The organism is Hymenobacter daeguensis (assembly GCF_054780555.1).
Window position 1 is genome coordinate 57,720 of the sequence record NZ_BAAGWC010000010.1, and the last position, 14,672, is coordinate 72,391.

The 14,672-nt window shown below is 63.6% G+C and carries 9 protein-coding genes; 8 read left to right on the forward strand and 1 reads right to left on the reverse strand.

What is annotated here, in order from left to right; genetic code table 11:
• The first annotated feature begins 85 nt into the window (after window positions 1-85).
• Both ACYVHT_RS12835 and ACYVHT_RS12840 read left to right on the forward strand, forming a co-directional pair.
• Window positions 86-4,102 (forward strand): CARDB domain-containing protein, encoded by a 4,017-nt coding sequence (locus ACYVHT_RS12835; protein ID WP_460552127.1) that lies wholly within the window; start codon window positions 86-88, stop codon window positions 4,100-4,102.
• 102 nt (window positions 4,103-4,204) lie between these two features.
• Window positions 4,205-4,702, forward strand: coding sequence for a hypothetical protein (locus ACYVHT_RS12840; RefSeq protein ID WP_460552130.1), 498 nt, complete (start codon window positions 4,205-4,207; stop codon window positions 4,700-4,702).
• A 95-nt stretch (window positions 4,703-4,797) separates the two neighbouring features.
• Here the strand turns inward: ACYVHT_RS12840 and ACYVHT_RS12845 are convergent, their stop codons facing one another.
• Window positions 4,798-6,759, reverse strand: coding sequence for an Hsp70 family protein (locus ACYVHT_RS12845; RefSeq protein WP_460552133.1), 1,962 nt, complete (start codon window positions 6,757-6,759; stop codon window positions 4,798-4,800).
• Window positions 6,760-7,069: 310 nt separating this feature from the next.
• Between ACYVHT_RS12845 and ACYVHT_RS12850 the strand changes: the two genes are divergently transcribed.
• The 6 genes from ACYVHT_RS12850 to ACYVHT_RS12875 all read left to right on the forward strand — a co-directional run bounded on the left by ACYVHT_RS12850 (window position 7,070) and on the right by ACYVHT_RS12875 (window position 14,641).
• Window positions 7,070-9,205 (forward strand): DUF4331 family protein, encoded by a 2,136-nt coding sequence (locus ACYVHT_RS12850; protein ID WP_460552135.1) that lies wholly within the window; start codon window positions 7,070-7,072, stop codon window positions 9,203-9,205.
• Between the two features lie 116 nt (window positions 9,206-9,321).
• Entirely contained in the window at window positions 9,322-10,650 is a 1,329-nt protein-coding gene (locus ACYVHT_RS12855) for a tetratricopeptide repeat protein (protein WP_460552137.1), read from the forward strand.
• Between the two features lie 138 nt (window positions 10,651-10,788).
• Entirely contained in the window at window positions 10,789-11,439 is a 651-nt protein-coding gene (locus ACYVHT_RS12860; protein ID WP_460552140.1) for a HupE/UreJ family protein, read from the forward strand.
• 51 nt (window positions 11,440-11,490) lie between these two features.
• The gene (locus ACYVHT_RS12865; RefSeq protein ID WP_460552142.1) at window positions 11,491-11,877 is read left to right on the forward strand and encodes a hypothetical protein; all 387 of its coding nucleotides are present in this window, start codon (window positions 11,491-11,493) and stop codon (window positions 11,875-11,877) included.
• Window positions 11,878-12,032: 155 nt separating this feature from the next.
• Window positions 12,033-12,272: a hypothetical protein gene (locus ACYVHT_RS12870; RefSeq protein ID WP_460552145.1), complete on the forward strand. Its 240-nt coding sequence runs from the start codon at window positions 12,033-12,035 to the stop codon at window positions 12,270-12,272.
• A 53-nt stretch (window positions 12,273-12,325) separates the two neighbouring features.
• Window positions 12,326-14,641, forward strand: a complete 2,316-nt coding sequence (locus ACYVHT_RS12875; protein WP_460552147.1) for a TonB-dependent receptor — start codon at window positions 12,326-12,328, stop codon at window positions 14,639-14,641.
• Window positions 14,642-14,672: the final 31 nt, after the last annotated feature.

The following is a 14,672-nucleotide window of genomic DNA, read 5'->3' on the forward strand; positions in this document are numbered from 1 at the left end:
TGGCTCACTGAAGCCGGCTGGGCTTTTACGGCCTTTTATATTCAAAAAATTCATCATTTTTTCATTCCTTTCCACATTTCTTTTTATGAAGCAGAACTACCCTGCCGCTTCGCGGCTGCTTACCGGGTTCTGGAAACTATTGCTGCTGGCCGGAATTGCCGGCCCGGCAGTGGTGCAGGCCCAGACCTACTCGCTGCCCGTAACGGGCACTACCACCATCACCACCTGCTCGGGTACGCTGTATGACGATGGCGGGGCTACCGGCTCCTACTCGGCAAATGCGGGTGGGGCCACAACCATTATGCCCGCTACGACGGGCAACAAGGTGCGGCTGCAGTTTTTCTCGTTTGCCGTGGAGCCGGGCTACGATGCTGTCCGGATTTACGATGGAACCACAACCACCGCGCCGCTCATCGGTACCTACGATTCCAATAACCCTCCCACCACGGTGTATGGCACCACGGCCTCGGGTGCGCTGACGGTACTGCTGACCTCGGATGGCGTGGCGCAGTACAGTGGATTTGCGGCCACGATTGGCTGCGTGACCACGGTGCCGCCCCAGCCCCAGCCCGACCTCGTGATACAAAGTCCTTACCTGTCGCCGCAGAGCGTGGTAGCGGGCGGCAGCACATCGGCAAGCTGCTACATCTACAATTTGTCGGGCGCGATAGCCAACAGCAGCTCGGTGGGTTACTACCTCTCTTCCGACCAGACGCTGGATGCCAGCGACGTGCTGCTAAGCAGCTCCATCGGTTACACGCTGCCGGTGAGCCAGTATTCGTCGCGCTATGCAACGCTGACGGTGCCGACCGGCACCACGGCCGGCAACTACTACGTGCTGTTTGTGGCCGACTACCAGAGCCAGGTACCCGAAAGCAACGAAGCCAACAACGTGTCGGCGGTGAGCCTGACGGTGACGCTGCCCAGTATCGACCTGACTATTCAGCAAGCTGCCGTGACGCCGCAGAATACGGCACCCGGCATGCCCCTGAACATGAGCTGCTACATTGCCAACCAGGGCAATGCCATTGCCAACAGCAGCAGCGTAGGCTTTTACTTCTCGACCGATGCCACGCTGGATGCGACCGACCAGCTGCTGACCTCGCAGTACGGCACGTCGCTGTATCCGGGCTACACGCAGTCGCGCTACGGCACGGCGGCGGTACCCACGGGCACTGCTCCGGGCACGTATTACATTCTGTTTGTGGCTGATTACCAGAATCAGGTGGGCGAAACCAACGAGAATAACAACGTGTCGGCGGTGAGCTTCACGGTAGCGCCGCCCGGCGTGGACCTGGTGATTCAGCAGGAGTACTTGTATCCCAGCTCGACGGTGGCGGGAAATTCCATTCAGGCCACCTGCACCATTTTCAATCAGGGCAATATGCTGGCCGGCAGCAGCACGGTGGGCTTTTATCTTTCGACCAACCAGACGTTTGATGCCAGCGACGTGCTGCTGAGTACGTCTACCGGGTTTTCGCTTTCGGCTAACCTGGGCAGCTACCGCTCGGTCTATCCGATTGTGCCGCTGGGCACGGCCCCGGGCAACTACTACGTGCTGTTTGTGGCTGACCCGGCCAACGCGGTGACCGAAACCAGCGAAACCAACAACGTGCGCAGCCTGGCCCTGACGGTGCTGGCTGCTACCATTGACCTCACAATTCAGAGCCCCTACCTGTCGCCGGCCTCACTGGCTCCGGGCGGGGTCACGTCGGCCTCGTGCTACCTCTACAACCAGGGCAACGCGCTGGCCAACCCGGCTACGGTGGGCTATTACCTCTCCACCAACCAGGTGCTCGATGCCAGCGACGTGCTGCTGAACAATACTACCGGCACGCTGTACGGCGGGGGCTACTCGTCGCGCTACGTGAACCTGACGGTGCCCACCGGAACGGCCGTGGGCAACTACTACGTGCTGTTTGTGGCCGACTACCTGAACCAGGTGCCCGAAACCAGCGAAACCAATAACATTGCTTCGGCTGTGCTGCAGGTGGTGGCTCCGGGCATCGACCTGACGCCTTCGCAGCCGTACGTGAGCCCCTACACGAGTGCCCCGGGCAACACCATTTCGACCAGCTGCTACATGCAGAATCTAGGCAACTCGGCGGCACCCAGCAGCACACTGGGCTACTACCTCTCGACCAACCAGACCTTGGATGCCAGCGACGTGCTGCTGCTGACCAGCCCCGGCGGGATACTGGCGGCCAACCAATATGCCTCGCGCTACGACAACCCGCTTATTCCGGCGGGCACGGCCCCGGGCAGCTACTACGTGCTGTTTGTGGCCGACCCGGCCAACACGGTGGCCGAAACCAACGAAACCAACAACGTGGTGAGCGCTCCACTGCTGCTGGTAGCGCCCGGGGTCGATTTGACCATTGCGCAGCCTTATCTGTCGCCTACCTCGGTTGCGCCCGGCGGCACGCTCTACACCACCTGCTACATTCAGAACCTGGGCAACTCGACGGCTACAACCAGCACCATCGGCTATTATCTCTCGACCAACCAGACCCTGGATGCCAGCGACGTGCTGATGCGGACCACGCCCGGCACGGCCATAGCGGCCAATCAGTATGCCTATCGGAGCGACAGCCCGGTAGTGCCGACGGGCACGGCCCCGGGCAGCTACTACGTGCTGTTTGTGGCCGACCCGGCCAATGCCGTGGCCGAAACCAACGAAACCAACAACGTTGCCAGCACTGCGGTGCTGGTGATTGCACCGGGCATTGACCTGCAGACGTTGCAGCCCTACCTGTCGCCGACGAGCGTCACGCCGGGCTTCGCCATCAACGGTAGCTGCTACATTCAGAATGCAGGCAATACCACGGCGGCCAGTAGCACGGTGGGCTACTACCTCTCGACCAACCAGACCCTGGATGCCAGCGACGTGCTCCTCAACACCGTTACCGGCTTTAGCCTGGGGGCCAGCCAGTCCTCGTTCCGAAGCGCCAGCCTGCTGATTCCGACCGGTACCGCCGCCGGCAACTACTACGTGCTGTTTGTGGCCGACCCCACCAACGCGGTGGCCGAAACCAACGAAACCAACAACGTAACCTTCATGCCGCTCACGGTGCTGGGGCCCTTCACGGGGACGGTAGTACCTTCGGCGGGCACGGCAACTGTTACCACCTGCTCGGCTACCATCTACGACAACGGCGGCTACGGCTCTTACGCGGCCTATTCCAGCGGCTCGCTCACCATCTTGCCGGCTACGGCCGGGGCGCTGGTGCAGCTCACGTTCAACTCGTTCTCGACGATAAGCGGCTACGACTACGTGCGTATCTACGACGGCACCACCACCACGGCACCGCTGCTGGCCACCTACAGCGGCTACCAGATTCCGCTGCCCGTGACGGCCAGCAACGCTGCCGGCGCCCTGACTGTGCAGTTCACCACCACCAGCGGCTCGACGGCACCCGGCTTCGATGCAACGGTGAACTGCGTGACCGCGCCGCTCTCCGACCTGCTGCTGACGCAGATTGGCGCGTCGCCCTCGACGGTGCCAACGGGCGGAAACCTGTCGGTGAGTGCAACCATTGCCAACCAGGGCGGCGGCCCGGCCGCCAGCTCGGCCGTGGGCTACTACCTCTCCACCAACCAAACCCTCGATGCCAGCGACCGTCTGCTGGGAACCAGCGCCGGCGGGGGCCTCGGCGTAAACCTCGACGCCAGCCGCCAGCTGACGGTGGTGGTGCCTGCCACCGTAGCGCCCGGCCCGTACTACGTGCTGTTTGTGGCCGACCCGGCCAACGTGGTAAACGAATCCAACGAAAACAATAACCTTGCGGCTCTGGCCGTGACTATAACGCAGGGCCTGGCCACCCGCGACCAGACGGCCGGCTACACCGTGGCCGTGGTGCCCAACCCGGTGGCCAATGGCAACGCCCTGCGGGTGCAGCTCAGCGGTGCCGGAACCACCAATGCTGCTTCGGTGGAGCTGTACAACGCGCTGGGCCAGCGTGTGCTGGTGCAGGCCATGCCGCTGAGTGCCGGCCGCGCCAATCAGGCTGAGCTATCCACTCAGGGCCTGGCTACCGGCGTGTACACCCTGCGCCTCACCGGCAAAGGAATGAGCGTGACGCGCCGCGTGGTAATTGAATAACGCAATAGCGGAGCGACTTCGGCCAGTTCCATGAGGGGGCTGGGGCGGGGGCGGCAGGCGGGGCCTAAGGTCCGGCTCGCCGCCCCCGCTTACTTTTAGGCCATGCAAGCAATGGTTCGTCGGTGGCAGGGGCTGGCTTTGGCGGCTGTGATGGTGATGGCTGGGGGAAGTACCCGCCAGCTTACCGCCCAGGCTGTGCGCCGGCCGGGCCAGGCGCAGGCGGCGGGGCAGTTTTTGCGGGCAGTGCTGCGCGCCGACTACCCGGTGGCGTATAGCCGGCTGGCCCCCGAGGTGCGCCAAACCATCGGCCTGAGCCGCTTCGAGGCCCAGGCCCGGCCCCTCTGGAAAAGTGGCCAGCAGCACGGCAAAGCCATTGAGCTCTACAAGCTGGGCATGCGGCTGAGTGAGCATGGCGCTTCCCGGCTGTTCTATTCCTTTTCCTTCGCCGCCGACTCCAGCCTGAAAACGCCATCGGTGCTGCTGGAAGTCACTTTTCGGGACACGGCGGCGCGGGCCGTGCTGGGCTTTGGGCTGCGGCCCACGGCCGGGCCCGCTGGCCACCCTACCGCACTGCCGCCGAAAACCATCCGCCGCCGCTGAGTAGCTGCCTCACGCTCAGAAGCCCACCCGAAAGAGTCCGGGTGGGCTTCTGAGCAAAAAGCGGCCTGTAGCCCGTTGTGCTGGCTGGGCGGCGTTTACCCGATTTTCTTGCCCGCCATGGCCTGCTGAATGGAAATATTCATCACCCGCTCGGCGTACGGGCGCGTCAGCTCGTCCAGCTCGTCCATAGCTTTCAGAATGGGGTCGCGCTCGGTGCCGGCCAGGGCAGCGCGCACCTGCTGCACCTGCGCTGCGGTAGCCGTAAGCTCGGTTTCGGTGAGGTGCTGCCGGTTTTTGCGGGTGAAGTTCTCGACCTGGTACAGCAGCTGCTCGGCGGCGGTGCGGGCTTCGATGAGCAGGCGGGCGGCCACATCGTCCTTGGCATTCACCAGCGAATCCATCAGCATTTGCTCCACCTGCTCGTCGGTGAGGCCGTATTGAGGCTTGATTTCGACCTGCTGGCGCGTGTTCGAGCGCAGCTCAATGGCTTCCACTTTCAGAATGCCGTCGGCATTGAGCAGAAAGTTGACATCGACCTTGGGCAGGCCGGCGGGCATGGCCGGAATGCCCGTGAGCACAAACTCGCCCAGCTTGCGGTTCTGGCTCACGAGGTCGCGCTCGCCCTGGTACACAGCAATTTTGAGGTTCACCTGGCCGTCCACGCTGGTGGTGTACTGGCGGCCGGCCTTGGTCGGAATCTTCGAATTGCGCGGGATGATGGGGTCGAGCAGGCCGCCCAGCGTTTCGATGCCCAGCGTGAGGGGCGTCACGTCGAGCAGCAGCACGTCGCGCCGGTTGCCGGCCAGGATATCGGCCTGAATGGCCGCTCCCAGCGCTACCACTTCGTCGGGATTCAGCGAGTTGTTGGCCGGCTGACCGAAGAACTCCGACACCGCATCGTACACCAGCGGCACGCGGGTAGAGCCGCCCACCAGCAGCACGGCATCGAGTTTAGGGTAGGAGGGTAGGAGGGTAGGAGGGTAGGAAGTGTCAGTGCCTGACTCGCCTTTGCCCTCATACCCTACTACCCTCAAACCCTCAAACCCTTCCAACTTCGCATCGGCCACGGCCTGGCGGCAGGCGACAATGGTGCGGTCCACCAGCGGGCGAATGAGGTCGTTGAACTGCGCGCGGGTGAGCGTGACGGTGGTGTTCTGGCCGGCTTCGTCGGTGAGCTGGGTCGTGAAATCGTCGTGCTGGCTGAGGTAGCGCTTGGCCATCTCGGCGGCCAGGCGCAGCTGCTGCTGCAGGTGCGGGCTGGTGTGGTAAGCGTCGGGCAGGCCGAAGGCAGCCGTCCAGTGGTCCACCACGGCGCGGTCAAAATCGTCGCCGCCCAAGTAGGTGTCGCCGTTCGTACTCAGCACTTCAAAAATGCCCTGCTGAATGCGCAGAATGCTGATGTCGAAGGTGCCGCCGCCGAGGTCGTACACGGCCACGGTTTTCTCTTCGCTGGGGTCGAGGCCGATGCCGTAGGCCAGGGCGGCAGCCGTGGGCTCGTTCACGATGCGCAGCACTTCGAGGCCGGCGAGGCGGCCGGCGTCGCGGGTAGCCTGGCGCTGCGAGTCGTTGAAGTAAGCCGGCACGGTGATGACGGCGCGGTTGACGGGCGTTTTGAGGGCGTGCTCGGCGCGGGCGCGCAGCTCCTTCAGGATGTCGGCCGACAGCTCGATGGGGGAGTAGAACCGGTCATCGACCCGGATTTTTACCAGGCCTTCGGAGTTGTCGTCAATCACCTTGTAGCCGAGCTGGCTGGCGTGCTGGCCGAGGTCGCGGTAGCTTTTGCCCAGCAGGCGCTTCACCGAATAAATGGTGCGCTGCGGGTCGGTGAGGAGGAATTCGCGGGCTTCGGTGCCCACCACGGGGTCTGGCCCACCGGCCGGAAAGTGCACCACCGAGGGCACGATGCTGCCCCGGCCCTGGTCGTTGATGGCCAGGGGCTGGCGCGAGTCGGGGTGCACGTAGGCCACGAGGCTGTTGGTCGTGCCCAGGTCGATGCCGACGATGATTTCCTCCTGCTGAAAAGTGCCGGTGGCCAGGTTGATAGATACGGTAGCCATATAGTAGCGGAGCCCGGCGCGGCCGTTGGCTCAAAGAATTAATAAGGTAATGCCGACTGGCGTGGTGCAAAAGTAGGAGCTAAACCCGCCAAGGCTGGAAATGATATAGGGCCCGGCTGGGGCAGGGGGGGAAAGCCGGAATTATGTTGATAAAATATCAGGCGCTTTCAAACCGAAACGATTGCTGGGCACGTAAGGACAATACAACACGCTTAAACTATTTGGGAATCCAAATTATCCGGCCGATGAGCGGCCGGTGTTCGGGCTCTGCATTTCCTTCCTTTTTTTCACCCCAACCTTTTTCATTTTTATGAAAAACCTACTTACTCGTCCCCTTTTCCATGCTGCTCTGCTCGCAACATCGGTAGGAGGAATGCTTGCCTGGAGTGGCCAGCACAACACCCTGGAGGCTTCGAGCCACCGCGAAGCCCCACTCATCGCCGACGACCCGCTGGCCGATAACACGGACCTCTACGCCTTCCGCAGCCCCGACGCGCCGAACAACGACGCCAGCGCGAGCGTGACCATCGTGGCCAACTACATTCCGCTGGAGCTGCCCCAGGGCGGCCCGAACTACAACACGTTCGGCGAGAATATTCGCTACGAAATCCACATCAAGAACGACCAGACGACAACCGGCGACGACATTACGTACCGCTTCACCTTCACCCGGACTAACCAGGACCCCACCACGTTCTTCAACATCCGGCTGGGCCAGCAGAACCTGAAAACCACCTACACCTGCGAGAAAAGCGTGGCTGGCGGGGCCTTCACGACCCTGCTCACCAACGCCACCGTGCCGCCACCCAATGTGGGGCCGCGCTCTATCTCCGGCGCCGCTGGCCTGAACACTACTTACGCCGCAATCATTACCAACGCCATCCAGACGCTGCCTGACGGCACTAAAATCTTCTGCGGCCCGAGCGATGACCCGTTCTTTGCCGACCTGGGCGGCATCTTCGACCTGGGCGGTATTCGCGCTCCCGGCGCGGCCCGCGACGGCCTGGCCCGCAAGAATACGCACGCCATTGTGCTGCAGGTGCCGGTGTCGGTGCTGAAAAAGGCTTCGGCTCCGGCCCTGTCTTCGACCACCAACATTCTGGATTCGAACTACATCATTGGCGTGTGGGCTTCGGCCAGCCGTCAGACGGTGAAAACGCTGTCGGCCACGGGCGCAGCACCCACCTATTCGGGTAACTACGTGCAGGTATCGCGCATTGGCATGCCCCTCACCAACGAGGTTATCAACCCCATTGGCGCGAAGGATGCCTGGAACTCGGCCACGCCCTATGCCGAAGCTGCCGTGACGGACGACTACCTCTCGAACCCCGAGCTGGGCCTGTACATGGCCACCGGCGCGGCCAACGGCCAGACGTACTACGGTGCTGCCGTACCCGGCCTGAACGCACTGCGCATTCAGTCGGCTTCGCTGGCCGGCAGCCCCGGCCTGCCCGCCGCTGGCTTCGACTTCCGCAACGGGGCCGCTGGCCTGAGCGGCCTGGCTGGCAGCTCTGCCCTGACGGGCACGGCCTTGGCGCCTTCGCCGGCTGGCTACGGCCCTTACCTGCTGCGTGCCGGCAAGCCCCGCTCGGTTGACATTCTGCCCATCTTCCACACCGGCGTGCCGAATGCCATTCCGTACCAGCTGGCTACCGGCAAAACGCCGCGCAACCCCCTCACCGCTGGCAAGCCGTTCATCAACAACTTCCTGCTGGCCAACGCTACGGCTGCCAACCCCGGCGGCGACATGCTGCGCCTGAACATGGCCGTGCCGCCTACGGCCCGCAACTCGGCCGACTTTAGCTCGGAAGGCTTGCTGCAAGCGGCCGTGCTGGGCCTGACCGATGCCCGCTACAACGCCAGCACCGCTGTGCAGTTTATTCCGAACATGGACGGCTTCCCGAACGGCCGCCGCCTGGAAGACGACGTGACCCGCATCGAGTTGCAAGCCGTGGGCGGTGCCGTACTGGCTGCCATTGGCCTGTTCTACGACGACTACACGGCCAGCGCAACCAGCCCGCTAACGCCCCAGCTGTTGGGTACGGTTGGTTTCAACGCTGGTGTAACGGCCAACGACACTACTTTCAAGGCGGCCTTCCCCTACGTGCAAACGCCATGGAGCGGCACCACCGCCCAGCGCGTAGCCCTGGCGCAGCGCACCGGCCTCGGCCTCTCGCCCAACCTGACTGCTGCTCAGGCTTACCCCAACCCCTTCCTCGACCGCACCACCCTGCGCTTCGAGCTGCCCGCCAAAGGCACGATGAGCATTGTTATCAGCGACGTGACGGGCCGCAAGGTAGCCACCGTAGCCAAGGATAAATCCTTCGCCGCCGGTGCCAACGAAATTGCCTGGACGCCGGGCCGCGATGTGGCTCCCGGTCAGTACATTGCCACCCTCTACAACGGCAACACGGTCGTGCAGTCGGTTCGCATCGAGCGCCAGTAACCCCAGCGCTAGCTGCTAAGTAAAAAGAGCCGTCGTGGGTCCGGAACAGGACTGACGGCGGCTCTTTTATTACCGCGTTTTTGAGAATATTTGCCTGACTCTTTCCACTTTCTGTCTTGAAAAAGTATCTATACCCGAGCTTGTTGGTGGTGTTTGGCCTGCTGGCCGCCGCCATTTTCTTCTTTAAAAAGCCCGAGCACCGCCTGCCGGAGCTTAAAGCCCGGCGCGGCGACCTTGCCGCCGGTGGCGAATGGCTGAACACCAAGGCCGCCATCGAAGGCCTGCTGGCCAAGCTGCGCGCCGACCCCAGCGACCAGAAAAGCCGCCTGTTGCTGGCCCAGGCCTACATGCAGGAAGCCCGCGTGACCGGCGACCACCCGTATTACGACGGCGCGGCCATGGAACTGCTGGAAGAAGTGCTCCAGAAGGAGCCCGAAAACTTTGAGGCCATGTGCTGCAAAGCCTCGCTCTGCCTCACGCAGCACCACTTTGCCCAGGGCCTGGGCATTGCCGAGCAGGCCCGTCAACTCAACCCCAACAGCGGCTTCGTGTACGGCCTGCTGACCGACGCCAACGTGGAAATGGGCCACTACGACGAGGCCGTGAAGATGGCCGATAAGATGAACGCCATCCGGCCCGACCTGGCCGCGTATGCCCGCGCCAGCTACCTGCGCGAGATTTACGGCGACGTGCCCGGCGCCATTCAGGCCATGGACATGGCCGCCAAAGCCGGCTACATCGGCCTGGAGCAAACCGAGTGGACCCGCGTAGCCCTTGGCCACCTCTACGAAGTGAGCGGTGACACCGCCCACGCCCACGCCTACTACATGATGGCGCTGCTGGCCCGCCCTGGCTACGCCTACGCCCTGGCCGGCCTGGGCCGCATGGCGGCAGCCCGTAAAGACTACGCGAAGGCCATCAAGCTCTACCAGCAGGCCCGCTTCACGGTGAAGGATTACGCCTTTTCGGACGAGCTGACCGACCTATACCGCCTCAACGGCCAGCCCGATGAGGCGAAAAAAATGGCCGAGGAATCCATCGACATGCTGGCCAGCGCCGCCAAGGAAGCCGACGACAACGAGCAGATGGGCCACTATGCCGACCGCGAGTTGGCCTACGCCTACCTCAAAACCAACGAGCTGGACAAGGCCCTGGAGCACGCCAAAATTGAGTACGAGCGCCGGCCCGACAACATCGACGTGAACGAAACCATGGCCTGGGTGCTCTACAAGCGCGGCCAGTATGCCGAGGCGCAGAAGTACATGCAGGTGGCCCGCCGCACCGGCTCGAAAAACCCGGTGCTGCTGTGCCGCGCCGGCCTCATCCTGAGCAAGCTGGGCAAGACCAACGAGGGCCAGGCCCTAATTGAGCAGTCGCTGAAAACGGCCCCCTACCTCAACCCCGAGGTGGAAGCGGAAGGCAAGAAGCTGTTAGCAGCACGGTAGGGGCGGGGCTTGTCCCCGCCCGGACGCTTGTTCCGATTCAATGATTCCGTTCAACGACGGGCGGGGGCGAGCCCCGCACCCTACTGCATGAAGCCCACCGGACTGTTGCAATACATGCGTCTACCGCGCCGCGCCCTAATGCTCCTGCCACTGCTGCTGCTGCTGCTGCTGCTGGCCCAGCCAGCCGCCGCGCACGTCCTCAACACGGACCTGAGCAAGCTCTCGCGCACGGAGATTTTCTGGACTTACCTGCAGCTGGGCTTCACGCACATCATTCCGCTGGGGTTCGACCACATCCTGTTCATCATCAGCCTCTACATTCTGGAGCCGCGCCTCAAGCCGGTGCTGATGCAGGCCACGGCCTTCACCGTGGCGCACTCCATCACGCTGGGCCTGGCCATGTATGGGCTGATTTCGCCGCCCTCGGCCATCATCGAGCCGATTATTGCGCTGTCCATCCTGTTTGTGGCCATCGAAAACATCATCACCGACCGGCTGAACCCGTGGCGCCTGCTCATCGTGTTCGGCTTCGGGCTGGTGCACGGCATGGGGTTCGCCTCGGCGCTCACCGGCCTGGGGCTGCCGCAGAAGGATTATTTCGGCTCGCTCATCTCTTTCAACGTGGGCGTGGAACTGGGCCAGGTGTCGGTGATACTGCTCTGCTGGGCGCTGGTGGGGCGCTGGGCGGCCGACAAAAGCTGGTACAAGCAGCGCGTGGTGGTGCCGGTGTCGGTGGTCATCGGGCTGGTGGCGGCTTATTGGACGGTGGAGCGAGTCTTTTTTGCCTGATTTCTCGTAGGTGTTTTGTCGGCGGCCGTGCCGCTGTATTCTCCATTGCTTATGCTGCGTTCGCTACTCGTGCTGCTGCTGCTTGCCAACTACCTGCTGGTAGTGGGAGCCGGCCTCGTGGAGCGCCCGGCGCGGCCCATCGACCGGCCCTTCGCCTACGTGCACAGCCAGGACTGCCAGCTGAAGCACACCATGCGCCTGGCCTGCTTCGACGACTGCAACGGCGTGCAGTACACGGTGAAGAAAACCGGCGAGCGCCTGCCCCTGCAGCAGTTGCTCACCTCCTTCAAAGGCCTGGATACGCACTGCCTGCCGGAAATGCAGGTGGCGTTTGCGCGGCCGGTTTTTGCCTTTGCCGAAGCCCGGCTGGCGGCCCGCGAAGCGGCCGTGCCCGTCGGGTATCGGGGCGAGATTGAGCTGCCACCCCGTCGGGGATAAGCTGAGTTCGGGCGTGGCTGGCATTCGGTTCGAAGCCAGCCAGGGCCACCGGGCACCGCTGCCAGCTGGTAGCGAGGCCGTTTCTCGTCTTATCCAACTACGGACTGCCGCCGGCGGAGCCACTGGCCCCTGGCGCGTCCATTCTCCGACGCATTATGAATTTCCGGGTCAATTCCCTCCAACCCGTGGCGGCTGCTGCGGGCGTTAGCTCCCGCGTGCAGCTGCCGGCTGCGGGCCAGGTTGTCATCAAGCTGCCGGGCATCGTCGGCCGCCGCACCATGCCGCAAATGGCTGCTCATGCCAGCCGGCAGCAGCCCCGCGGCCACATGGGCCAGTACCGGTCCCGCCACCGCGCCGAGTGCCGGGCCGCGTGCATGAGCAAAGCCAACTTCTAATCGGAACGGGAAGCTGCGCTGCGGCGGAGCTTCCCCTTTTTGCTTTCCATCAGATGAAACAACTCTTTACGATTGTATTGGCCAGGCTGATTGGTATGTGCCTGCTGACGTCCACAGCGTCGGCGCAGGGCACCGCCACGCTGCGCGGCACCGTGGCCGACTCGCTTTCGGGCCAGCCGGTGGCGGGCGTGAGCGTGGGCCTGCAAGGCCAGCCCGGCGGCACCGCCACCGACGCGCTGGGCCAGTTCCACCTCGGCGGCATTGCGCCCGGCACGTACCAGCTGCGGGTAGGCGCCCTCGGCTACCGCGCCCAAACCGTGCCCGTGACCCTGGCCGCCGGCGAAACCCGCCGCCTGAAGCTGACCACTGCCGCCACCACCCTGAACCTCGCGGAAGTAACCGTGAGCCAGCCCCGCGACCCCAACCAGAGCCTGGCCGCCATCTCGCACATCGACCAGGTGCTGCGGCCCCTCAACTCGGCCCAGGACCTGCTGCGGCTGGTGCCGGGCCTGTTTATTGCCCAGCACGCGGGCGGCGGCAAGGCCGAGCAGATTTTCCTGCGCGGCTTCGACTGCGACCACGGAACGGATTTCGCGGTGAGCATCGACGGGCTGCCCGTGAACATGGTGAGCCACGCCCACGGCCAGGGCTACGCCGATTTTCACTTCGTGATACCCGAGACGGTAGACCAGCTGAAGGTGTACAAAGGGCCCTACACGGCCAGGTTCGGCGATTTTGCCACGGCCGGCGCGGGCGAGTTCACCACCAAAAACCACCTGGAGCACAGCCAGGTGAAGCTGGAGCTGGGCCAGTTCGATACTCGCCGCGCCCTGGTCATGCTGGACCTGCTGGAAAACCACCACCTGCTCAGCAAGCGCCCCGAAAGCGCCTACGTGGCCGCCGAATACAACTTCACCAACTCGTATTTCGACGCGCCGCAGCATTTCAGGCGCTTCAATGGCCTGGCCAAATACACCGGCCAGCTCTGCGAGCGCACCTCGCTCACGCTGCTGGGCTCGCACTTCGCTTCGCGCTGGGATGCCAGCGGGCAGATTCCTGAGCGCGCCGTGGAAGCTGGCAGCATCTCGCGCTACGGCAGCATCGACCCCAGCGAGGGCGGCAATACCAGTCGCACCAACGCCAGCATCGTCCTCACCACCGCGCTGCCGCACGATGCCGTGCTGCGCCAGCAAGCCTACTACTCGAAGTACGATTTCAGCCTGTTTTCGAACTTCACCTTCTTCCTGCGCGACTCCATCAACGGCGACGAAATTGAGCAGACCGACGACCGGCACCTCTTCGGCTACACCGCCACCTACGACCGCGACGACCAGCTTGGCGCCCACCAGCTGCACTCCACCATCGGCGTGGGCACCCGCAACGACTTCTCCAACCTGGGCCTGTACACGGCCGTGCAGCGCCGCATCCTGGGCACCACCACCGAGGGCCGCTTGTATGAGCGCAACATCAACGCCTACCTCGACGAGACCCTGAACCTCACCGACCGCCTCACGGTGAACGCCGCCGTGCGGGCCGATTTCTTCACTTTCGACTTCCGGGGCCAGCTGGCCAACGATGACAACGGCGGCGCGCTGGAGCCGCTGCGGGGCCGCGTGAGCCACGCCCGCGTGTCGCCCAAGCTCAACCTCTACTACCAGCTCACGCCCGCCGTGCAGCTGTTTGTGCGCTCCGGCTTCGGCTTTCATTCCAACGATGCGCGGGGCGTGATTCGTGATGCCAACGCCAACGTGCTGCCCCGTGCCATCGGCTCGGAGGTGGGCAGCACCTTTAAGCCCCTGCCCAGCCTGGTGGTGAATGCCGCCCTCTGGAGCCTGCACCTGCAGGACGAGCTGGTGTACGTGGGCGACGAGGGCGTGACCGAAAGCACCGGCCCCACCGAGCGCTACGGCGTCGATTTGGCGCTGCGCTACCAGCTCAGCCGCCGCCTGTTTCTCGATGGTGACTTCAACTACAACCACGGCCGCCAGCTTGACGCGCCCGCCGAGGCCAACTACATTCCGCTCGCGCCCACGTTCACCAGCATCGGCGGCCTCACCTACAAAGCGCCGAAGGGCCTGAGCGGCAGCCTCCGCTACCGCCACATCGACTCGCGCCCGGCCAACGACGACGGCAGCATCACGGCCCGCGGCTACTTCCTCTTCGATGCCGTGCTCAGCTACACCACCTCCCGCTTCCAAATCGGGGCCACTGCCGAAAACCTGCTCAACGTGCAGTGGAATCAGGCCCAGTTTGCCACCCAAACCCGCCTGCTCAGCCCCGTGCGCGAAAGCCCAGAGGGTGTGGATGAGCTGCATTTCACACCCGGCACACCGTTTTATGCCAAGCTGAACGCCAGTATTTTCTTTTGAGCTACTTGCAGTGATTTATCACAAAAAAAGC